The organism is Desulfobaculum xiamenense, assembly GCF_011927665.1.
GTDB lineage: Bacteria > Desulfobacterota > Desulfovibrionia > Desulfovibrionales > Desulfovibrionaceae > Desulfobaculum > Desulfobaculum xiamenense.
The window spans coordinates 15,751-37,930 of sequence record NZ_JAATJA010000005.1; the positions used below are offsets into that span (position 1 = coordinate 15,751).

Consider the following 22,180-nt stretch of genomic DNA (forward strand, 5'->3'; position numbering starts at 1 on the left):
TCCTCGCGAGGCTAGTGGAAGTCCATGAAGTAGAACCGCAGCAGGGTCGCCAGCCCAAGCAGGATGAAGAACAGCGTCAGCAGATTCTCGCGCCTGCGGAAGATGCCCCGGTTGGCGCGGCGGATGAATCCCCACTTCACGCCGATGCGGTAAAAGCCGATGCCCACATGCAGCTCCACCATGGGCAACAAGACGAGATACAGCGGCATGAGCCAGCCGCTCTGGATACGTGCAGCGCTCTTGACCGAGGTGATGGGCAAATCGGTCAGCACGATCCACATATGGATGGAGCCGAGCAGGAGCACCACCATGGCGGAGACGACCTGCACCAGCCACAGCCACGTGTCGCGATGGCGCAGGGTGCGCGAATGCGCCCACACCACGCGCTGCTCCGCCGTGCGGAAAGGAATCTTGCGTGCGCCGAGGGCGAAGTGCAGCAGAAAGACGAAGGCCACCAGCGGCCCGCCCACCTGCGCCACGTAGGTGTATTCGAAGAACCACGCCAACGCGTCCATCACGCGCGGCCCCACAAGGACGCTGGAGACGAGGATCATGTGCGACCACATGAACAGGATCAGCCCCGCCCCGGTGAGCATCTGCAGCCAATCCAGATAGGCCGACGCCCTTCCGGGATGGGGAACATGCATGGTCGAATCGACAACCGCCATGGCAACCTCCGCTTGATGGTTTCCGACAGCGCCCGCGCATACGGCATTTTCATCCATGCACAGCCATCACGCCATGCATCACACAGGCACATCCGCACACTGCCTTCGACAAGCATCGGAATTGTTGAACACCACGGCCACATTGTCAATCGAGTCAACGCATTATGTGCAAAACATCGCCTATTTCCCCAGACGATCAATCACGACTGGTCACGCCATACACATGCCGCGCACAACTATGCATCACGAGTCACCGTCACACGCCGCCATTTGCCGAGCGTGAGTCAACGGAGCCAATCCAAAACAAAAGCCCGTCCGGACATGCCGGGCGGGCTGCGAAAGAGCGAAAAGAATGCGCAAGCTCTGATCAGAACTCCAGCTCCACGCCAAGGGGGCAGTGGTCGGAGCCGTCCACGGCGGGATCGATCCATGCGGAACGCACGTTGTCTCGCAGTTCCTCGGACACGAAGAAATAGTCGATGCGCCACCCCACGTTTCGCGCACGCGCGCCAGCCCGATAGGACCACCACGTGTAGTTGTCCGGACCATCATCGAACATGCGGAAGGTATCCACGTAGCCAGCGGCCACGAACCGGTCCAGCCATGCGCGTTCGATGGGCAGGAAGCCGCTTATGCCCTCGTTCTCCTTGGGACGCGCAAGGTCGATGGGCTTGTGCGCGGTATTGAAGTCGCCGAAGACGACAATGGGCTTGTCGCGCCGCAGGGTCTCGGCATGCTCCAGAAAAGCGTCGTAGTAGCCGAGCTTGAACTGCAAGCGCTCGTCGCCGTTGCCGCCGTTGGGAAAATAGATGTTGAACAGGTGGAAGTCCTCATACTCCAGCCGGATGCAGCGCCCTTCGCCACGATAGCGCTCGTCGGGCAGGCCGTAGGTCACCGAGAGCGGCGCATGGCGGCAGAAGCAGGCCGTGCCGGAATAGCCCTTACGCACCTGTGAGGAATTCCAGAATGCAGACCAGCCCTCGGGGTTTCTATCCTCACGATCCAGCTGGGCGGCATCGGCCTTGGTTTCCTGAATGCCGACCACGTCCGCACCCGAGGCATCGAGCCATTCCCGAAAGCCCTTCTTCACGATGGCCCGATATCCATTGACGTTCCACGAGAGGAGTTTCATTTTCACGATGGAACCCTCAATCCAGCACGCGCAGTTTTGCGGTGAAACGACCGTCGACGAGGCCGATGACGGCATAGCCACCATGAGCGAGCATGCCGGGATTGACGATGCGCGTCCGGCCGATCATATCCTCGGTGCGGGCCTCGTGGATGTGTCCGCACAGACACACGTCCGGCTGGACACGTTCGATGAACGCGCGCACGGCGCGGCTGCCCACGTGCATACCGCCGGGCAGTTCATCGGCCGACGTGCCATAGGGCGGATCATGCGAGACCAGAAGCAGCGCCGCCCAATCGGGCATGGCGGAATGCGCGGCGTCGAGCCACGCCGCAAGCTGCGAATCCGGCACCTCACAGGGCGTCCGAAAAGGCGTGGGCGATGAGCAGCCAACGCCGATAATCCCTGCGCCGGGGGCCAGCTCGCGCACGCGGGCATGGATGTTCATGTCACGCTCTTCCAGCCAGTCCGTGACGGCGTGGGCGTCCATGTTGCCAATCTGGGCATATATACGCGGGTTGCTGCCCCGCACGGTCTCTATGACCTCACGGGCGACCTTCAGCCCACCATTGGTGGTCAGATCGCCACTGAGAATTATCCCTTCGGCTCCGGCGACTCCGGGGATTTCGGCGAGCCGCCGGGGGTCGCCGTGGATGTCGCCGCAACCGATCCAGAATCTTTCGAATTTGTCCATCAGCGGTCCCTTTCAAGAACAAAAAAGAAGGTGTACAGTCCTGCCGCACATGCAGATCGAATCGGTGTCCGCACGTGACCGGGCCGACAATAGTACAAAACCTTGCAATCATAAACAGCCAAGTCCCATGCACGGCACGCAAATACCCAAGGCTCGCCTGCGGGCCGACCTGCTAGCGCGGCGCAAGGCGCTCCTCCCAGCCGAGGTCGCCAGCCACAGCGGCAGAATTCTCGCCCACCTGCGCACCCTGCCCGTCTGGAACGACGCGCGGGAAATTCTCATGTACCTCCCCGTGAAAAACGAGGTGGACACCACGCCCCTTCTTGACGAACTGTGGGGGCGAAGCGTACGCCTCCTCCTCCCCCGCTGCCGCCCGGATCAACCCGGAGTCATGGACGTGGCCTGCGCCACCTGCGCGGAGGAGATCGCACCGGGCATGCACGGCATCCGCGAACCGCAGCCGGAGCAATGCCCCAGTCTCGCCACATGCCACCCGGACCTCATTCTCGTTCCCGGCGTGGGGTTCGACCGCAGAGGATTCCGGCTCGGCTTCGGTGCCGGATTTTACGACAGATTTCTCGCAGGGGAATGCTCCACCGGGGCAACGGTCATCGGTCTCGCCTACGGCTTCCAGCTCGTGGACGAACTTCCCGCCGACCCGTGGGACATCCCCATGCACGCCATAATCACTGAGGACGGCATCCTATGGATCTAAGCTACATACCTTTCCGCTTTCCGGGGCTCGACAAGGTCAACTGCTATTTCGGCACCCGCATGGGTGGAGCCGAAAAGGGCCCCTACGACAACGCGAACATCTCCCTCGAAGTGGGCGATGCTCCCGAGCATGTCATCAATTACCGCCGCAACCTGCAACGCGAACTCGGCTTCGAAACGTGGCAGGAAGTGCGGCAGGTCCACGGACCGCAGATGATCTTCGAGCCGGAACCCACGGACATCGCCGTTGAGGGCAGCATCGAGGCCGACGGCATCGCGACCTCCTGCCCCGGCCGGGCGCTCATCATCAAGACAGCCGACTGCCAGCCCATCCTGCTGGCCCACGCCAGTGGCAAGTACGTCGCAGCCCTGCATGTGGGCTGGCGCGGCAACGTCCTCCACTTCCCCACCACGGGCGTGAAGGCCTTCTGCCGCGAATACGACCTGCCGCCCGAAGAGGTGCTGGCCGTGCGCGGCCCGAGCCTCGGCCCCGCATGGAGCCAGTTCGTCAATTTCCATGACGAGTTCGGCAAAAACTTCCGCGACTACTACGACCCGGACACCGCGTCCGTGGACCTCTGGCGGCTGACGCGCGACCAGCTTCTGGCCGCCGGCGTGCGCCCCAGCCACATCTTCGGGCTGGACCTGTGCACCTACAGCCTGCCCCAGCTCTTCTTCTCGTACCGTCGCAACAGGAACTGCGGCCGCATGGCAAGCATGATCTGGATCGAGAAGTAGCCGCTCACGGTAGCGACGCTCCGCCAAACGCACAAGGGCGGCGCGGAACCTTTTGGTTCCGCGCCGCCCTTTTTTCGCAGTAATGACACATCGGCGTCCGCCGGACGCACGGAAAGCTGACACCCCGGCACACCGGCCCGTCGCGCTAGTCCGCCTGAATGCCGTAGGCCTTGAGCTTTCGCGACAGATAGGAGCGCTCAAGCCCGATGGACTCCGCCAAACGCGTAATATTGCCGTTGAATTCGCGGAGCTTCTGACGCAGGAACCGCGCCTCGAACTCGGAACGCGCAGCCTTGAAATCCGCCGCGCCGGACTGGATGCCCATGTCGTCGGCATCGTCGTCAAAATCGAGCGCGCCGACACTGCCACGATATTCGGCGGGCAGTGCCTCCGGGCCGACCTCGGACCCACCATGCATGATGAGCATCCGCTCCACGAAATTCTTCAGTTCGCGAACATTTCCCGGCCACGGATACCGCTTCAGGCTCTCCAGCGCCGCTGGCGAGAAGGTCAGCGGACGGAATCCATGCATCCGCGTGAGACGCGAGACGAACTCGTCGATGAGTAACGGCACGTCCCCGGCGCGAACGCGCAGGGCGGGAACCTCCAGCGGAAAAACGCGCAGGCGATAGTAGAGGTCCTCGCGGAACTGTCCGGCCCGGATTTCCTCCTGAAGATTCTTGTTGGTGGCGGCGATGACCCGCACATCCACGGTGATTGTCTTGCGCCCGCCGACCCGCTCGAACTTCTGCTCCTGCAGGATGCGCAGAATCTTGGCCTGCGTCTTGAGGCTCATGTCGCCGATCTCGTCGAGGAACAGGGTGCCCGTGTGCGCCAGCTCGAACTTTCCGGCCTGCGACGATTCCGCACCGGTGAACGCGCCCTTCACGTGCCCGAAGAGTTCACTCTCGATGAGTTCCTCGGGAATGGCCGCGCAGTTCACAGCCACCAGCGGTCGATCCGCGCGGCGGCTCTGCTGGTGGATGGAACGGGCCACGATTTCCTTGCCGGTTCCGTTCTCGCCGGTGATGAGCACCCACGCGTCGGTGGGGGCCACCTGCTCGATCTGGTGGCGCAAAATGGCAATGGCTTCGGACTCGCCGGTAAGGCGATGCGCCTGATCGGACTCCAAGCGCTCGCGCAAGACACGGTTTTCCTGCCGGATGGAGTTGAACTCCAGCGCCTTGTTCACGCAGACGATGACCTTTTCAAGGGACAAAGGCTTCTCGATGAAATCGAAGGCCCCCTTCTTGATGGCCGTGACCGCCGTTTCGATGTTGCCATGGCCGGAAATCATGACCACGGGCAGATCGGGCACCCGCTCCTGCAACCTGTCCAGCACCTGCAATCCGTCAATGCCCGAAAGCCATATGTCCAGCAGCACGAGGGACGGCATCTGCCCCTCGATGAGTTCCAGCGCGGCTTCGCCGCTTTCGGCCTCCGCCACCTCGTAGCCCTCGTCCTCGAGGATGCCGCGCAATGAAAAGCGGATGCCGTCCTCGTCGTCGACGACAAGTATCAGGTTCTTCACCCGTCATGCTCCTTGTGATTGGCCGAAGCATACTCCCCTTCGGCCTCTTCGAAATCATAGCCCGAATCGAAAAGTGCAAGGCAAGCGTCCACGACCGTGGCATCGTAGAGTCCCCCTCGCCCGGCGCGAATCTCGTCCAGCGCACTCGGAAGGCCAAGCGACGCCCGGTAGGGCCGATGCGACGACATGGCCTCCACCACGTCGGCCACGGCCAGCACTCGGGCCTGCGGCAAAATGGCCTCCCCTGCGAGTCCGCGCGGATAGCCGCTGCCGTCGAGGCGCTCGTGATGCTGGTGCACAATGTCCGCCACAGGCCACGGAAAGGGCACCCCGCGCAGAATGTCGTACCCCACGCTGGGATGCGCCTGCACCATGCGCTGCTCGATGTCGGACAGTAGCGCCGGTTTCGAAAGAATCTCCGCCGGAATGTAAATTTTGCCGAGATCATGCAGCTTCGCGGCGACCTCGATGCCCTCGACGACCTCGGCAGGCAGGTCCAGCCGCCTCGCCATGGCCACCGCCAGCCGCGAAACTCGGGCCTGATGCCCTGCGGTGTAGGGGTCGCGCTTCTCAGAGGTGACGATGAGCGCACCGACGGTGGCGTCGCGCGCCTGCCGCAGTTCACTCACGCTCCGGCGCAGCGCGCTGACCGCCTGCCGCCGTTCGGTGATGTCGCGCAGCGCGACGACCACGCCGAGGATGTCCCCCCGCTCGCCCCGCACCGCCGTCACGGAAATTTCCACGGGCACCTCGCCGCCGCTCCGCCGCTTCAGCGAAAGCGCATCAGTCCGCACGGCTTCGCCGGACGCGAGCACCGCACCGACAAGATCGACCGGCTCGTCCCCGTCCGCACCGCCAAGCGCAAGCAGATCGGAAAGTCCGCGCCCCGCGGCCTCGTTCAACGCCCAGCCGGTCAACGCGGCGGCCGCGCCGTTCATGTACTTCACGCGGCCCTGTCCATCGGCGGAAATGACGCCTTCGCCCACGCTTTCGAGAGTGGACTCCAGCCAGCGGGCGTTGTCGCGCACGCGCCGCTCCGAGCGGTGCTTGTAGCAGGCCATCTCTATGGCCGACTGGAGTTCGCGATCCTCGAAGGGCTTGAGAATGTAGCCGAACGGCTCGGTGACCTTGACCCGCTGGAGCGTCTCGTGATCGGCATAGGCGGTGAGATACACGACCGGGACATCGAAACGGTGGCGGATTTCCTCTGCGGCCTGCACACCGTCCATGGCCCCGGCCAGATGGATGTCCATGAGCACGAGGTCCGGCGCACTCTCTCCGGCCATGCGCACAGCGTCCTCGCCCGACGAGACCAGCGCGGCGGCTTCGTAGCCAAGCGCCTTGAGCCTGTGCCTGATGTCCAGCGAGACGATGGACTCGTCCTCGACCACCAGTATCCGCTTCTTCGTCATGGTCACCCGCTGCCCTGCCCGGCACCGCGCGTCACACGTGCGGTCATCCGCGCCTAATCATTGAAAATATTTCCCAAGGCCACTCGGAGGTCAGGATAGCCGAAAACGAAGCCCATTTCCAGCAGACGCGCCGGAACGGCCCTGTGGCTGGCGAGCACCACCTCGCGGGCCATGTCACCGAGGACGAGACGAAGAGCGAACCCCGGCACGCCAAGCCACGACGGCCGCCCGAGGACACGCCCGATCCCGGCACAGAAATCGCCCATGGTCACAACGCCCGGCGAGACGAGATTGAACGCGCCCCGCGCGTCCTCGCGCTCCGCCAAAAAGGCGAGGGCCGCGACCTCGTCTGCGGCGTGGATCCACGGAAACCACTGCCTGCCGCTGCCAAGCGGCCCACCAAGGTACATGCGAAACGGCGGAACAAAACGCTCCAGCACGCCGCCCCCCGGCCCAAGCACCACCCCGGTCCGCGCCAGCGCGAGGCGCACGCCGCATTCGGCAACGGCGGCCACGCTCCCCTCCCACGCCTCGCAGACGTCGGCGAGAAATCCGCGCCCCTTCGGGCTGTTCTCATCCACGGGCCGATCATCCGCCGAGGCGTCGTATCCGTAGTAGCCCACGGCCGAGGCCTGCACAAACGCGGCAACGGGACCATCGGCAATGGCCACGGCCCGCGCCAGCGCACGGCCGGGGACGACACGGCTATCGAGAATGCGGCGCTTCTTGGCGGCGGTCCAGTAGCCGTTGGCGATATTCTCGCCAACGAGATTCACCACCACCTGCGGCTGCGTGGCCTCGTCCAGCAGACGGGCAAAAGACTCCGGGTCGCGTCCATCCCACGCCGCCGCACCGACGCGGCCGCCGAAAAGGCGCTCCACCCGGTCGGGGCAGCGCGAGGTGACCACAACGTCGTGCCCGTGCGCAAGCAAGGCCACGCACAGTTCCCGTCCGATGAATCCCGTACCGCCAACAATGATGACCCGCATGACGATCCCCCACGATGCGGCCTCCCTGCGGAAAGCCGCCCTCTCTAGACGGGAAGTTCCACGACGAGCGTCGTCCCCCGAGGTTCGCGCGGCATGGCGCGCACGTAGCCGTGATGATCGCTGACGATGGATTTGACAATGGTCAGCCCGAGGCCCGTGCCGCCCTTCTTACGCGAGAAATACGGTTCAAACAGGCGCGAGCGTTCTTCCTGCGTCAGCCCCTCGCCGTTGTCGCGCACCTCGATGCGCACCCAGCCGAGCAGCCTGTCGCAGGAGACGACAACCTCTACGGCGGGCTCGGCCTGTTCGCGCACCGCGTCCGCCGCGTTGGTCAGAATGTTGATGAGCACGCGGCGCATGCCCTCCACATCCAGCTTGAGGCGGGGAATCTGCCCGTCATAGGTCAGTTCCCAGTCGATGGACGTATGGCTATTGCGGAACATGGCCACGATCTCGTCCAGAAGCGGAGCGAGATAGCCCCACTTGAGATCGACCTCGGGCAGCTTTGCGAAGGAGGAAAACTCCTGCACCATCTGCTGCAAGTGCTCCACCTGATTGACGATGAGTTGCGTGCACTGGGTGAAGACCGGGTCCTCCACCTGCGGGCCGAACTTGCGCTCCATGCGCTGGGCGGAAAGCTTGATGGGCGTCAGCGGATTCTTGATCTCGTGGGCGATGCGCCGGGCCACTTCGCGCCACGCGGCGACACGCTGCATCTTCTCCAACTCCGTAATGTCCTCGAACACGGCCACGATGCCGTACTCGGTGCCGTCCGGTCCGGTCAGCGTCACCACGTTGACCAGCAGCTTGAGATCGCGGCTACCGAGGGTCAGGTCAATCTGACGCTGCCACTGCGAACCGGGGCTTGCGCCCATCTGCTCGAATACCTCGCTGATGAGTTCCGCATAGCGGCCCTGTAACAGTTCGAGTGGCCTGCGTCCGATGATCGTCGAGCCATCGAGGCAGAGCATGGTTTCGGCGGCCTTGTTGACGGTGCTCACGCAGCCTGCGCTGTCGAGCGAGATGACGCCCGCGCCGATGTTGTCCAGAACGGCCTCGATGTAGCGCCCACGTTGCTCCAACTCGCGATTGTTGCGGTTGAGTTGCTCGTTGGCCTCGGTGAGTTCCGCGCGGGAAAGTTGCAGGTCGCGCGCCATCTCGTTGAAGCTCTGCACGAGGAATCCCAGCTCGTCGCTGGAGGAGTCTTCGAGGCGCACGGTGAGGTCGCCGCGTGCCACGCGCTGGGTGCCGTCGGCCAGCGCCTGCACCGGCGCGGAGAGTTCCTTGGCCAGCCGCATGCCGAACCAAATGGCCCCCATGACGATGAGCATGGTCACCACGGCCAGAAGCACATAGAGCGCCAGTTTCCACTGGTGCTTCATGGTCCGGATCTGCTTGTACTCGCTTATGCCGTGGACGATCTTGTCCAGCTTGTAGAGTAGCCCGTGGCCGATGCTCTCGCCGAGGACGATGTAGCCCGTGCGCCCGCCGTCAACCGGTTGCAGGCCAAGCACCATGTCCGCCCCGGAACCGGCGCGGATGGTGGACCAGAACTCCGGGCGGTCGCGCAGGCTGTCCCAGTTGATCTTGTTGCGCACGTCCTCCCACACGCCCTCCCACTCTGGCCCGGTGTGCCAATTCTGTTCGGACAGGTCGGGATTGATGATGCCGATGAGGGAGAGATCATACTCCGCGCGCTTTTCCTTGAGAAAGGCGTCCATCGCCTTGCCGCCCCATGCGAACCTGCGTTCCAGAATGCGGCCGAGGATGTAGTCGGAGCGCCGCTCCAGACGTTCCTGCGACGAGGCGTAGAACGCCTGACCGACTTCCAGCGCCTCCTCCAGCGAGTCCTCGACCTGCGTCTTGAACCAGAAATCCACGGAGGTCTGGACGAACTTGGCCCCAAGGGCGAACATGAGAAAGGTCGGCACGATGGACAGGGCGACAAAGGAAATGACCAGCCGCGTTCGCAGTTTCGAGCCAAGCACGTTGCGCCGCCGCTCCAGCACGAGCTTGATGACGTTGCGCAGCACGACGAAGACGATGGCGAACAGCAGGATGACGTTCAGGTTGAACAACCCGAGGAAGATGAACGAGTTGACCTCGCCGAAATACTTGAGCTCCACCCACGTGAGCATGAGCACCACGAGCAGCGCGATGAACGCCATGAACAATTCGTGCTGGCGGCGCTTGCGTTCGCGCGTGGTTCCGGTGCCGACCCGTATCGTGCGGCCGTCCTGCGCGTTCTGCCCGTCGGCCGACGGCTCCTGCGGGGTTTCGATGGGTTCCTGCATGGACATGGCTAGTAGCTGAAGTCGAGTTGATAGCTCACGGGGGGCAGGACGTCCCAGGACTTGAAGAACACCACGTAGCGTAGCCACACGGGCACGTCGCGCCGGGCGAGGGAGATGTTCAGGTCCAGACTGTATTCGTTGCCCGGGGACAGCGAGGCCCACGGGCCGACAACCATGGACAGCCGCCCCCACGCCTCGTCGAGCAGCGTGCGCAGATCGCGCGAGCGCAAGGGTTTCTCCGTTCCCGGCAGAATCAGCACATAGTCGCGGGCAAGCACATCCCGCGAGAGGGTGGATTCCCAGCGCGCCGAGGCGATTTCCGCATCCGGCCACATGCGTTTGCGACGCGACACGCCGCTTTCGCAGACGAGACCGACCACGGTGCCCTCGTCGAGCACGGCTTCGAGGGTCTCGATGTCCTCCACGCGGACGCCGAAGCGTACGGTGATGTTGCCCGCCTGATTGTCGAGGATGAGGTTGCCAAGCTCCAGCGTGCCCGCATGGCTGCTGGGCATGGGCACGGCGAACAGGACAAGCGCCACTAGAAAGAGGACATGTAGGATGACGCGGCGGCCGCGGCCGGAAGGCGTGCGTTTCACTGTTTCGGCGTCACTCGCACTTGGCATCGGGACGAACCTCGGGATGTCGCGGTAAGATATGGGGAAACGGCTCCCGCCATGAATGCGGGACTCCGGACTTGAACATCGGAAACTTCTCTGACAAGTAAACCAAGCCCCGCACTTTGACAACCGGCGGCGGCAACACCCAACACACGGAAAGCACATGCGAAAGATCAAGTTCATATGGGTCGGCAAGCTCCGCAAGGGGCACTGGAAGGACGCGGCGGAGCACTACATGACGGCCCTGTCCCGCCATTATCCGGTCACGGAAGTCATCGTGAAGGACGCTCCCTCCCATCTGGCGGAAACGTCCAAAAACGACTGGGAAGGCGAAAGGATTCTGGAAAAGCTCGAACCGCAGGACTTCCCGGTGGCCCTCGACGAGCACGGCAAGACCATGACCTCCGTGGCGCTGGCCGACCGACTCACGGGCTGGGCCGAGGACCCGTCCACATGGCCGTGCTTCATCATCGGCGGAGCGTACGGACTGTCGAGCGCGGTGCTGGAGCGCTGCCGCTTCACCATGAGCCTCTCGCCCATGACCTTCCCGCACGAGTTGGCGCGGGTGCTACTTCTGGAGCAGCTCTACCGCGCGGCAAGCATCCAGAAGGGCCTGCCCTACCACCACGTGTAAGGCAGGCCAGCGCGCCTCCCGACTTTCACGCATACGCCACCAAACCGCAACGCGGGCAGGCTAGCGTGCGTCGAAACGAACACGGGAGGTTCCAATGCTCGAAAACGGCATCATTGTCCTCATGGGCTCCGGAATGTCTCTGGCGTGCGCCCTGCTCTGCACGGAGCGCCACACCACGGGTCGAGTCTGCGCCGTGGCCGACGACCTGACCATCTCGATCAAGACGAAACGGGGCGGCATCCGCCGGTTCACACCTCTTGAAGCGCCAAAGTCGCCGAGTCCGGAATTCATCCGCGCCGTGCGCGACATGCTCACGGGCTGCACCGTGCGCTGCCGCCATGCGCCCTTCACGCGCGGGGCCAAGCCGCTCGCGGCACACGTGCGCATCGTCTCCACCCCGGGGGGAGTCGCATGCAAGGCGAGCATCGCGGGCCTGCTGCTCTCCTCCCTCGAAACGCCCGGACGGGCGGCCTAGCACGGGGACGTCCGCATGCGCCTTCCCGCATCCAACAAGATATTCGACACGTCCCTCAGCTTCATCCTCAACGTCGTCATCGCCTATATCATCGTCGTCCTGAACGTCGGCCTCATCCGGACGCTTTTAGGCATGAAGAGGCTGTTCGGCGAGGGAGACCTGCGTTCCGCCTACAACGAGGCGATCATCGAAATCCTGACCTTCCTGGTGATCATCGAACTGTTCAAGGGGTTCGTGGAATACTTCAAGAACCAGCGCATCAGCCTGACCATCATGATCGACTCGGCCCTCGTCTTCGTCATCCGCGAACTGTTGGTTTCCCTCTACACCCAAGGCCATACGGAATGGCACCTGCTGGCCTCCTTCGGCATCCTCGTCCTGTGTCTGGGCATCGTACGCACCCTCGCCGTGCGCTACAGCCCGCAGGACGCACCACGTCAGGGCTGACCCCTTTACCGCGCCCGCCATTTGTGGCATCCCCCTTGTCACACGCATGCCAAGGAGAATGCCATGCCCCTTCTGGACATGAATTATCTGGAAAAACTTGAGGAATTTCTAAACTCGGGCGATCTCGCCTTCGAGTTTGAAAACGGGGACGAGGACAAGCGCTTCGCCATCCTCGAATTTCTCGACAAGCTCATGGACGTGGCCGAAATCGCTGACGCGCAGGCCACCAAGCTCATCTTCAAGGATGGCTATCTCGAAGCGCTCTCGGGCGTGAACGCCCAGAAGTAGCGGGACTTGCCGCCGGTCTCGTACTCGCGCGAGCCAACGGACCGCCAGCCCGGAGCCTCGGCCATGTCGTCCGGCATGGGCGCATTGGCGAGGATGATGCACAGCCCGTTCGCTTGCAGACGCGGCAGCGCGAAGGCCAGCACCTCGGGCCACGGTCTGAAGGCGCGGCTCAGGATGAGATCCACGGGAAAAAGCTCCTCCGGCAGCTCCTCGACACGGCAGCCAAGGGCGGACGTCCGCGCAAGACGCAGGCGCGAGAGCGCATAGCGCATGAAGGCCACACGCTTTTCGCGGATTTCGACCATGCGGTACTCGCCGCGCTCCCAGAACACGCGCAGCGGAATGCCCGGCAGCCCGGCCCCGGCTCCGAGGTCGAGGGTAGAAGGCTCCGCGGCCACGGGCAACTCGGCAAGAAAATCCGCAAGGTGCCAACTGTCCGCCACAAGGTCGGAGAGGACGCGCGTCCAGTCACCATGCGCCACGAGGTTCATGGCCTTGTTCCACTTGAGCAGGGCATCGAGATACAGCGAGAGGAGCCTTGCCTGTTCCGCAGTGATGGAGCGACCAAGGCGCGCAGCCTGTTCGGCGACATTTTCAGGGGTGGGCTTTCCCATGACAATCCTTTAATGAAGAGATGATTTTCGCGCGGGGCAGGCAATGGCATAGCCCGCCGCGAAAAGCAAGGCCCACGCCACGCACTTGACATCCACCGGCGCGGAGCGCTACGCCGCCGTGCTACACACCATAGTGGAGGGAACGCCATGAACGCAAACAATCCGCTTACCGCGGTCATCTTTCCGGGGCAAGGCTCGCAGGTCAAGGACATGGGCCGCGACCTCGCCGAGAGCGACAGCGATTACATGTACCTCTGGCAGCAGGCCGAGGCCATCTCGCGCCAGCCGCTCAGGGAAATCTACTGGGGTGGGGACGACCACGACATGGCGGACACGAGGGCCCTGCAACCGGCCATGACCGTGTGCTGCCTCTCGCTGTGGATGTACGCCTCCAAGCGGCTTGCCGCCGACTGCTTCGCCGGACACAGCCTCGGCGAATACGCCGCGCTGGCCGCCGCGAAGGTTCTTTCCGTGGATCAGACGCTGGAGCTCGTGTCCCTGCGCGGCCGCCTGATGGCCGAAGCGGGTTGCGAGGACGACGGCATGCACGCCATCCTCAAGCTCTCCCTGAAGAACACCGAGGAAGTAGTTCAGGCCGTGCGCGAACGCACCGGCCTCGAAATCGGCATTGCCAACTACAACACGCCCGGCCAATTCGTGCTGAGCGGAAAGAAGGAAGCCCTCGCCGCCGCCGCCGAACTGGTGAAGGAGCTCAAGGGCCGCGCCATCCCGCTGCCGGTGTCCGGCGCGTTCCACAGCCCGCTCATCGCCGAAGCCGCCGAGGAACTGCGCTCGCAGCTCGTCGCTGCGGAGTGGAAGGCACCGAGCGCCCCCGTGTATTTCAACGTCACGGCCAGCCCCGAGGCGAATCCCGAGGCCATCCGCGACATCATGGTCCGCCAGATGACCTCGTCCGTCCGCTGGATCGAGATCACGCGCAACCAGTACGAAGCCGGTGTGCGCACCTGGTACGAGCCCGGCCCCAAGGGCGTGCTCACCAAGATGCTCGGTCAGAATATGGCCGAGGTGAAGGACGAATGGACCGGCAGGAGCCTCGACTCCATGGCCGCCGTTCTGGACGCGGCCCCGGGCCTCTAGCGGACCCGCGACCCTGCACACAACACCACGCGCCGCCCGGCGCGGACATTGCGAGAAGAAAACGATGCGCGCACAGAAATACCTGAAAAGCCTGCTTGAGAAATTCGTCGAGGACAACGGCTACACCTGGCCCGAAAAGGCCTCCATCGAGCCGCCCAAGGATGAGAAGTTCGGCGACCTCGCCACCAACCTCGCCATGATGCTGACCAAGCAGGCGGGCAAGGCCCCCCGCGACGTCGCCGCCGCCATCGCCGACGCCATCCGTGGCAACGGCTCGGAGATCGAGAAAGTCGAGATCGCCGGTCCCGGCTTCCTGAACATCACCTTCAGCCCCGCCTTCTGGCAGCGCACCGTTCCCGCCGTGATCGAAGCGGGCGACGCCTTCGGCAACTCCGACATGGGCAAGGGCCAGAAGGCGCAGGTGGAGTACGTGTCCGCCAACCCCACCGGCCCGCTGCACATCGGCCATGGTCGTGGCGCTGCGGTGGGCGACAGCCTCGCCCGCATCCTGCGCGCAGCGGGCTACGACACGCACACCGAATATTACCTCAATGACGCCGGCCGCCAGATGCGCATCCTCGGCAACTCCGTGTGGGTGCGCATGCAGCGCCTGCTGGGCATCGAGGTTCCCGATCCCGAAGATTTCTACAAGGGCGACTACATCATCGACATCGCCCAGCGCCTGCTCGACATCGAGGGTGAGGGCATCAAGAACCGCCCCGAGGACGAGATTCAGGAAATCTGCCGCGAGTTCGCCATGAACGACATCCTCGACGGCATCAAGGCTGACCTCGCCGACTTCAACGTCGAGCATCAGGTGTGGTTCTCCGAAAAGAGCCTGCTGGCCACCGGCGCGGTGGACAAGACCTTCAAGCTCCTCGCCGAGAACGGCCTCGCCTACGACAAGGACGGCGCGTTCTGGTTCAAGTCCACCCAGTTCGGCGACGACAAGGACCGCGTGCTGCGCAAGTCCGACGGCTCGCTGACCTACTTCGCGTCCGACATCGCCTACCACGACAACAAGTACGATCGCGGCTTCGACCTCTGCGTGGACATCTGGGGCGCGGACCATCACGGCTACGTGCCGCGCATGAAGGCCGCCGTGGAAGCCCTCGGCAAAAATCGCGACAGCCTCGAAGTCATCCTCGTGCAGCTCGTCAACCTGCTGCGCGGCGGCGAGCAGGTGGCCATGTCCACCCGCGCTGGCGAGTTCGAGACGCTGGCCGACGTGGTCAAGGAGACCGGCGCGGACGCCGCCCGCTTCATGTTCCTGTCCCGCAAGTCCGACAGCCACCTCGATTTCGACCTCGAACTGGTGAAGCAGAAGACCATGGACAATCCGGTGTACTACGTGCAGTACGCCCACGCCCGCATCTGCTCCGTGATGGCCAAGGCCGCCGAGCGCGGTATCGCCCTCCCCGAGCCCAGCGCCGAACTCGTGGCCCTGCTCTCCACCGACGAGGACATCCGTCTGCTCAAGCTGCTGGCCCAGTATCCGGGCGCAGTGGAGTCCGCCGCCCGCAACCTGAGCCCCCACTTCATCAGCTACTATCTCCAGGAGCTCGCCGGAGCGCTGCATCGCTACTACCACGCCAACCAGATTCTCGGCGCGGAAACCCCCGAACTGGTGAACGCCCGCATGTGCCTGCTCGCCGCCGTGGCGCAGGTCGTGCGCAACGGCCTCGGCCTGCTCGGCGTCACCGCTCCGGAACGGATGTAGCCGCGGCTCCCCGAGCTTCGGAACAACTGCGCGACTCCACAGGAGGAGAAGCAACATGCCACTGAGCCTCAAGCTGAACGGCAACGACTCGAAGAACGAACCCCGCGAGAAGGATACGGTGAAGGAGCCCAAGCGCTACACCGTCACCTTCTCCCTTGCGGGTCTCGTCTCCCTGTCCGTGCTGACGCTGGTGGCCCTGTCGTGGATATTCATTCTGGGCGTGCTGGTGGGTCGTGGCTACAAGCCCGAGAAAGCCGTCCCCGAACTGGAGCGCATCATGCCCCAGGCCGAGGAACAGGCTCCCGCCACGCCCGAGGTCATCAAACCCGAGGAATTGAACTTCTACTCGGAACTGTCCCGCAAACCCGAAGAGGCGCAGGAATCGCGCCCCGAAAAGCCTGCGGTGAAAAAGGCGCCGGAGCGCCCCGCCCCGGTGAAGCCCGAACCCGTGCGCGAGACGGCCAAGCCCGCCCCCGCTCCGGAACAGAAGCCCGTCCACGTCGTGACCCCGGCCGAGGAGTCCTACCGCTACGCCTATCAGGTGGCGTCGCTCAAGGATCTCAAGGCCGCACGGCAGTTTCAGGACAAGCTGGCCCGCGCGGGATTGTCCTCGCGCATCGAGAAGGCCGACGCCAAGGGAACCACCTGGCACCGGGTCATCGTGAGTTTTCAGGGCACCCCCGAAGACACGCGCGACCTCAAGGCAAAGCTTGGGCAGCTCGGCATCGAAAAGCCTCTGCTCAAGGAAAAGACTCTCGTCAAGGCCCGCTAGTCACCACGGCCAGACGCCAAGCGGCCCCGCTCCCACAGGAGCGGGGCCGCTTTTCTTGTTTCTGCGGCGAAAGTTTCCTTCACAGCGCGGCCAAGGCAGAGTACACCCCTGCGCGGTGTCATTGCCCCGTCACTTGAAGGGAATGTTTTTCCATTGCATACGCAACGATAAGGCACTTCACTTCGAGTCGAATCCATACTATGAAAACCGACTCGCATCGTCCACGTCCGTACCGGACGGACACCGAACAAATCCGATCACAAGGATCGAACATGAAGGAAATGACGCGTCCCTGGCTGAAGAGCTACGATAAGGAAGTCAGCCATACCATAGACTACGAGGCCATCCCAGTTTTCGGCTATCTGGACCGCGCGGCCAAGCGCTTCCCCAAGCGCAAGGCCATCGTCTTCCAGAACTGGAGCATCACCTACAAAAAGCTCCACCACTTGACCGAGGTCATGGCCGCCAATCTGCGCGCGCTCGGCGTGCAGCCCGGCGAGCGCATCTCGATCATGCTCCCGAACCTGCCGCAGACCATCATCTCGTACTGGGCGGCCCTCAAGGCCGGTGCCACGGTGGTCATGACCAATCCGCTGTACATGGAGAAGGAGCTCATCCACCAGCTCAACGACGCGGATTGCCAGACCATGATCGTGCTGGACCACCTCTGGCCCAAGGTCGAGGAAGTCCGCGACAAGCTGCCGGTCAAGAAATTCCTCGTGGTCCGCATCCCGGACTGCCTGTCCTTCCCGCTGAATCTGCTCTACGGCTTCAACGCCCGCAAGAAGGGCTTGTTCACCGGCGTTCCCTTCGACGGCAAGACCGTCATCCCGTGGAAGCCGCTCATGAAGGGCGAGGAGCGCATCAGCCGTCCCCCGGCGGACCCCCGCGAGGACATCGCGCTGTTGCAGTACACCGGCGGCACCACCGGCGTGTCCAAGGGCGTCATGATCACCCATCAGAACATGACGGCCAACGTCCAGCAGTGCCGGACCATCCTGCACGCCCTCGGCGAAAGCCACGAGACGTTCGTGGCGGTCATGCCCTTCTTCCACATCTACGGCCTGACCACCTGTCTCAACCTGCCCACGTCCATCGGCGCGACCATGGTCCCCGTGCCGCGCTTCGACCCGCAGGAACTGCTGACCACCCTGCACAAGCGCAAGATTTCCATCTTCCCCGGCGCACCGGCCATCTATTCCGCGCTGCTGCTCCAGAAGAATGTGAAACCCTCGGACTTCGACTCCGTGCGCTACTGCGTGTCCGGCTCCGCCGCCATCCCCGTGGAGGTGCTCGAACAGTTCAAGAAGATGACCAGCGCCGAGATCATCGAAGGCTACGGCCTCACCGAGGCCTCGCCGGTCACGCATCTCAACCCGCTAAGCGGCGTGAAGAAGTACGGCTCCATCGGCCTGCCCTTCCCGTCCACCGATGCCCGCATCGTGGACATGGAGGTCGGCGAGCTGAACCTCGCGCCCGGCAAGCGTGGCGAACTGGTCATCCGCGGACCGCAGGTCATGAAGGGCTACTGGAACCGCCCGGACGAGACGGCCAACGCCGTGCGCAACGGCTGGCTCTACACCGGCGACATCGCCATGATGGACGAGGACGGCTACTTCTTCATCGTGGACCGCAAGAAGGACCTCATCATCACCAGCGGCTATAACGTCTACCCCCGCGAGATCGACGAGGTGCTCTACGAGCATCCCAAGATCAAGGACGCGGTGGCCGTGGGCATCCCCCATCCCTCGCGCGGCGAGATCATCAAGGTCTACGTGGTGCTCAAGGACGGGGAATCCATGACCAAGAGCGAGGTCATCTCGTGGTGCCGCCAGAAGCTTGCCAAGTACAAGCTGCCACGCAAGGTGGAATTCCGCCCCGAGTTGCCCAAGACCATGGTCGGCAAGGTGCTGCGCCGCGCCCTGCGCGCCGAGGAAGAGAAGAAGATGCAGCGCATGGCCGAACGCCATGCGGCCCGTCAGGCCGCCAAGGCCCGTGCCGGCGCTGCGGGAGACGACGACTCCTCTCCCGAGGCCGATCTGGAGACCGAACCCCGGGATTGAGCCGCAATCCCACGCCAAACGCATGAAAAAAGCCCCCGGACCAAACGGTCCGGGGGCTTTTTTCATGCACACAATCCGGCCTCGCCTCGGCGTGCTCAACGCAAACGCTAGAATTCAGCCACAAGGTCACGCACCTTTTCCATGGCCACAGCCCGGGCGGCATCACGCACATCCGGTCCCATGAGGGCCCCCTCCACGGCCACGCTACGCACGTCGGTCACACCCATGAAGCCAAGAATCATCTCCAGATACGGGGACTGGTGGTTGTACCCCTCGGCCGGGGTCCCCGGAGTGTAGACGCCCCCACGCGCATAGACCACGGCGGCCCTGCGCTTTTCCAGCATGCCGAAGTACGAGCCGTCCGCCTTCATGCCGAAAGTCAGCCCCGGCTGGGCAATAATGTCGATGTACTGCTTGAGGATGTAGGGAATGGAAAAATTCCACATGGGCACGGCGAAGAGGTAGCGATCATGTGCCTTGAATTCGTCGATAATCTCCTCCACCCGCCCCCACGCCTCGCGCTCGGTGAGGCTATGCTCGCGCCCGTGCATGATGTTGTACTTGGCCTGAATCACGAAGCCGTCAAAGGCAGGAAGTTCCGCATCGAAAAGATTTTTCGTGGTCACGGTGGCGCCGGGATTGGCATCCCGCCACGCGGCGGCGAACGCATCGGCCACGGCCAGCGAATGGGAGCGTCCTCCACGCGGAGAGGCCTTGACGTACAAAAGCGAACTCATGGACTCCTCCTTCACGACAATCGGTCATGGTTACAATCCCCATCCAATCTGTTATGACAATGGAAAACGACGTCTGTCAAAAGCATTCGCGCAGAAGGCAAATATCGCACCGGAGGCTTCGTGCCACATCCCCGGCCCAACCCGCAACACGCCCGGCGCATAGTCTGGTCCACGTCAGTTGCGCTCGCCGTCCTCACGCTCGTCGCGCTGGCGGGCTGCGTCATTGCGTGGACCGGCCAGCTTCACGCGGAAACGCTTTCCCGCCCGAACGTGCTCATCCTCAATTCCTACCACCGCGGCTACCAGTGGTCGGACGACATCATGAACGGCATGGACTCCGTTCTTCGGACCTCATCCACCCGGCCAGAACTGTTCACCGAATATCTCGATTCGAAGCGCATCCCGGTACAGCAGGCCTTTTCCTACATGGCACAACTCATTGCCCTGAAATACGGGGCCAGACATTTCGATGCCATCCTGACCTCGGACGACAACGCCCTCGACTTCGTGCTCGCGCACCGCGCCGACTTGTTCCCGAACCTTCCGGTCGTCTTCTGTGGCATCAACGAATTTTCTCCCGAGCGAGTCCACGGGGACACGATGGTCACCGGCATCGTCGAACGCCGCAACTACAGCGGCACGGTGGAACTCGCCCTACGCCTGCACCCCGGTACGAGAAAGATCGTGGCCGTCAGCGACGCCACCACCACCGGCCGTCTGATGCTCGACGACGTGTGGCGGGCCGTGTCCTCGCTGGAACAGGCCGTGACCTACGAGGAACTCTCGGGCCTCACGCGGGCGGAACTCCGTTACTCGCTGGGCACGCTACCGCCCAATACCGTCATCATCTTCGTCTCCTACTTCCTCGACCGCGAAGGCCGCTCGTACACGCTGGAGGAAGCCTTCGAAATTCTGAACTCCGCGCCACACATCCCCGTCTATACGGTGGTGGGCACCTATCTCGGGCTTGGTGCCGTGGGCGGAGAACTGCTCAGCGCACGGCTGCAAGGCGCATACGCGGCCCGGATGCTGGACCGCATCCTCGGCGGCACGCCCATCGAAAAGATTCCCCCGTACACGGAAAGCCCAACCCAGACGGTACTCGACTGGAACGCCATGCAGCACTTTCACATCGACGAACAACGTCTGCCGCCGGGGAGCGTCGTCATCAATCGCCCGGAATCCTTCTACCTGAAATACAAGTACCACATCTGGGCCGCAGCGGGCTTCACCGCGCTCCAGACGGCGGTCATCCTCATTCTGCTGGCAAACATCATCCGCCGCAGGGCCGCAGAACTGCGCCTGCGCGAGAGCGAAGAGAAATTCCGCCGGATATTCGAAAACATTCGCGACGGCTACTTCCTCACCCGCATGAATGGCACCCTGCAACTGGCCAACAAGGCCCTCGCCGACATGTTCGGCTACGACAGCCCCGAGACGATGCAGGGCATCGACGTGCGGGAATCGCTCTACAATTCCCCGCGCGACAGGGACCGAATGCTCTCGCGCCTCATGGAGACGGGCGACCTCTACGGCTATGAAATGACCTTTCGCCGCAAGGACGGTTCCGTATTCCTCTGCGACTGCAACATTCACCTGCTCTACGACGATGCAGGCACCCCCTTCGCAACGGAAGGACTCCTGCGAGACGTCACCGAACGCAAGCTGACCGAGGCCATGATGGTCCAGAACCAGAAGATGATGAGCCTTGGCGGTCTGGCCGCAGGCATGGCGCACGAGATCAACAATCCGCTAGGGGCCATCACGCAGGGTGCGCAAAACATCATGCGCCGAGTCTCACCCGGACTGTCCGCCAACGAGAAGGCTGCAACCGACGCAGGCACCAGCCTTGAAGCGGTTCACGACTACCTCGAACGCCGGGGCGTCATCCGCATGATCCGAGGCATTCAGGAATCCGGCGCACGCGCGGCGCGCATCGCCTCCGACATGCTGAACTTCAGCCGCCGTAGCGAATCCGAACACGCGCCACACGACATCCACGCCATCATCGACGACACCCTCACCCTCGCCGCCAACGACTACGACCTCAGCAAGCGCTATGACTTCAAGAAAATCGAGATAACGACCGACTACGCAAGGGACATCCCTCCCGTGATCTGCTCGCCTTCGGAAATAGGCCAAGTATTCCTGAACATCTTCAAGAACGCCACGCAGGCCATGACAGCCCAGCACACCGGAGACGCACCGCGCCTCTCGCTCGGCACGAAGCGTAACGATGGACATGTCGTCATCACCATTTCCGACAATGGTCCCGGCATGGACGCCGATACACTCACTCATCTCTTCGATCCCTTCTTCACCACCAAGCGCATGGGCGAGGGAACGGGGCTCGGAATGTCCGTCTCCCGCCACATCATCGAGAATAACCACTGTGGCACCATCCGCGCCACATCCGCCCCGGGGCAGGGTGCCACCTTTGTCATCACCCTTCCCTTCGGGGAGTGCCTGCGAAAGGACGACGCCACCGCGCCATGAGCACAAAAAAGCCCCGCCGGGATATCCCGACGGGGCCGAAAAAAGTC

At 63.3% G+C, this 22,180-nt stretch carries 21 protein-coding genes; 11 read left to right on the top strand and 10 right to left on the bottom strand.

Annotation, left to right across the window (positions count from 1 at the left end):
* Positions 1–11 precede the first annotated feature (11 nt).
* From GGQ74_RS15165 to GGQ74_RS15175, 3 genes are all read right to left on the bottom strand, one after another.
* Positions 12–668 carry a succinate dehydrogenase/fumarate reductase transmembrane subunit gene (locus GGQ74_RS15165; RefSeq protein ID WP_167942451.1) on the bottom strand — a complete coding sequence of 219 codons (657 nt, stop codon included), beginning with the start codon at positions 666–668 and terminating at the stop codon, positions 12–14.
* Positions 669–1,035: 367 nt separating this feature from the next.
* Positions 1,036–1,800, bottom strand: coding sequence for an exodeoxyribonuclease III (locus GGQ74_RS15170; protein WP_167942581.1), 765 nt, complete (start codon positions 1,798–1,800; stop codon positions 1,036–1,038).
* A gap of 16 nt (positions 1,801–1,816) precedes the next feature.
* Positions 1,817–2,491, bottom strand: coding sequence for a metallophosphoesterase family protein (locus GGQ74_RS15175; RefSeq protein ID WP_167942452.1), 675 nt, complete (start codon positions 2,489–2,491; stop codon positions 1,817–1,819).
* Between the two features lie 127 nt (positions 2,492–2,618).
* Between GGQ74_RS15175 and GGQ74_RS15180 the strand changes: the two genes are divergently transcribed.
* On the top strand, positions 2,619–3,206 hold the full coding sequence (locus GGQ74_RS15180) for a 5-formyltetrahydrofolate cyclo-ligase (RefSeq protein ID WP_167942453.1): 588 nt from the start codon (positions 2,619–2,621) through the stop codon (positions 3,204–3,206).
* Positions 3,197–3,943, top strand: a complete 747-nt coding sequence (locus tag GGQ74_RS15185; protein ID WP_167942454.1) for a purine nucleoside phosphorylase YfiH/LACC1 family protein — start codon at positions 3,197–3,199, stop codon at positions 3,941–3,943. Before GGQ74_RS15180 ends, GGQ74_RS15185 begins: the two co-directional genes overlap by 10 nt.
* Positions 3,944–4,088: 145 nt before the next feature.
* Here GGQ74_RS15185 and GGQ74_RS15190 read toward each other — a convergent pair whose 3' ends face one another.
* Genes GGQ74_RS15190 through GGQ74_RS15210 form a run of 5 tightly spaced genes read right to left on the bottom strand, consistent with a single transcriptional unit; the run spans position 4,089 to position 10,684 of the window.
* On the bottom strand, positions 4,089–5,474 hold the full coding sequence (locus GGQ74_RS15190; protein WP_167942455.1) for a sigma 54-interacting transcriptional regulator: 1,386 nt from the start codon (positions 5,472–5,474) through the stop codon (positions 4,089–4,091).
* Positions 5,471–6,886: an HD domain-containing phosphohydrolase gene (locus tag GGQ74_RS15195; protein ID WP_167942456.1), complete on the bottom strand. Its 1,416-nt coding sequence runs from the start codon at positions 6,884–6,886 to the stop codon at positions 5,471–5,473. The genes GGQ74_RS15190 and GGQ74_RS15195 overlap by 4 nt, the downstream gene beginning before the upstream one ends.
* A gap of 53 nt (positions 6,887–6,939) precedes the next feature.
* Positions 6,940–7,875: a TIGR01777 family oxidoreductase gene (locus tag GGQ74_RS15200; RefSeq protein WP_167942457.1), complete on the bottom strand. Its 936-nt coding sequence runs from the start codon at positions 7,873–7,875 to the stop codon at positions 6,940–6,942.
* Positions 7,876–7,919: 44 nt separating this feature from the next.
* On the bottom strand, positions 7,920–10,169 hold the full coding sequence (locus GGQ74_RS15205; protein WP_167942582.1) for a sensor histidine kinase NtrY-like: 2,250 nt from the start codon (positions 10,167–10,169) through the stop codon (positions 7,920–7,922).
* Between the two features lie 8 nt (positions 10,170–10,177).
* A complete protein-coding gene (locus tag GGQ74_RS15210) occupies positions 10,178–10,684 on the bottom strand; it encodes a DUF4390 domain-containing protein (protein ID WP_167942458.1) in 507 nt (168 codons plus the stop codon).
* Between the two features lie 268 nt (positions 10,685–10,952).
* Between GGQ74_RS15210 and GGQ74_RS15215 the strand changes: the two genes are divergently transcribed.
* From GGQ74_RS15215 to GGQ74_RS15230, 4 genes are all read left to right on the top strand, one after another.
* Positions 10,953–11,423, top strand: a complete 471-nt coding sequence (locus GGQ74_RS15215; RefSeq protein ID WP_167942459.1) for a 23S rRNA (pseudouridine(1915)-N(3))-methyltransferase RlmH — start codon at positions 10,953–10,955, stop codon at positions 11,421–11,423.
* Positions 11,424–11,517: 94 nt separating this feature from the next.
* Positions 11,518–11,898, top strand: coding sequence for a hypothetical protein (locus tag GGQ74_RS15220; RefSeq protein ID WP_167942460.1), 381 nt, complete (start codon positions 11,518–11,520; stop codon positions 11,896–11,898).
* Positions 11,899–11,913: 15 nt separating this feature from the next.
* Positions 11,914–12,345, top strand: a complete 432-nt coding sequence (locus GGQ74_RS15225) for a phosphate-starvation-inducible PsiE family protein (protein ID WP_167942461.1) — start codon at positions 11,914–11,916, stop codon at positions 12,343–12,345.
* Between the two features lie 63 nt (positions 12,346–12,408).
* Complete coding sequence (locus GGQ74_RS15230; RefSeq protein WP_167942462.1) at positions 12,409–12,633, top strand: hypothetical protein; 225 nt, start codon at positions 12,409–12,411, stop codon at positions 12,631–12,633.
* On the opposite strand, the gene GGQ74_RS15235 is transcribed toward GGQ74_RS15230, so the two are convergent.
* Positions 12,594–13,247 carry a 16S rRNA (guanine(527)-N(7))-methyltransferase RsmG gene (locus GGQ74_RS15235; protein ID WP_167942463.1) on the bottom strand — a complete coding sequence of 218 codons (654 nt, stop codon included), beginning with the start codon at positions 13,245–13,247 and terminating at the stop codon, positions 12,594–12,596. The genes GGQ74_RS15230 and GGQ74_RS15235 overlap by 40 nt on opposite strands.
* Positions 13,248–13,394: 147 nt before the next feature.
* Here GGQ74_RS15235 and GGQ74_RS15240 point away from each other — a divergent pair, with 147 nt between their 5' ends.
* The 4 genes from GGQ74_RS15240 (at position 13,395) to GGQ74_RS15255 (ending at position 18,900) form a co-directional block, all read left to right on the top strand.
* Positions 13,395–14,345 (top strand): ACP S-malonyltransferase, encoded by a 951-nt coding sequence (locus tag GGQ74_RS15240; protein WP_167942464.1) that lies wholly within the window; start codon positions 13,395–13,397, stop codon positions 14,343–14,345.
* 64 nt (positions 14,346–14,409) lie between these two features.
* Entirely contained in the window at positions 14,410–16,065 is a 1,656-nt protein-coding gene (argS, locus tag GGQ74_RS15245) for an arginine--tRNA ligase (protein WP_167942465.1), read from the top strand.
* A gap of 55 nt (positions 16,066–16,120) precedes the next feature.
* Positions 16,121–16,837 carry an SPOR domain-containing protein gene (locus GGQ74_RS15250; protein ID WP_167942466.1) on the top strand — a complete coding sequence of 239 codons (717 nt, stop codon included), beginning with the start codon at positions 16,121–16,123 and terminating at the stop codon, positions 16,835–16,837.
* Between the two features lie 272 nt (positions 16,838–17,109).
* Positions 17,110–18,900 carry a long-chain-fatty-acid--CoA ligase gene (locus GGQ74_RS15255; RefSeq protein WP_167942467.1) on the top strand — a complete coding sequence of 597 codons (1,791 nt, stop codon included), beginning with the start codon at positions 17,110–17,112 and terminating at the stop codon, positions 18,898–18,900.
* 107 nt (positions 18,901–19,007) lie between these two features.
* Here the strand turns inward: GGQ74_RS15255 and GGQ74_RS15260 are convergent, their stop codons facing one another.
* On the bottom strand, positions 19,008–19,637 hold the full coding sequence (locus GGQ74_RS15260; RefSeq protein WP_167942468.1) for an FMN-dependent NADH-azoreductase: 630 nt from the start codon (positions 19,635–19,637) through the stop codon (positions 19,008–19,010).
* 120 nt (positions 19,638–19,757) lie between these two features.
* Here GGQ74_RS15260 and GGQ74_RS16545 point away from each other — a divergent pair, with 120 nt between their 5' ends.
* Positions 19,758–22,133, top strand: coding sequence for an ATP-binding protein (locus tag GGQ74_RS16545; RefSeq protein ID WP_167942469.1), 2,376 nt, complete (start codon positions 19,758–19,760; stop codon positions 22,131–22,133).
* The last annotated feature ends 47 nt before the right edge of the window (positions 22,134–22,180 follow it).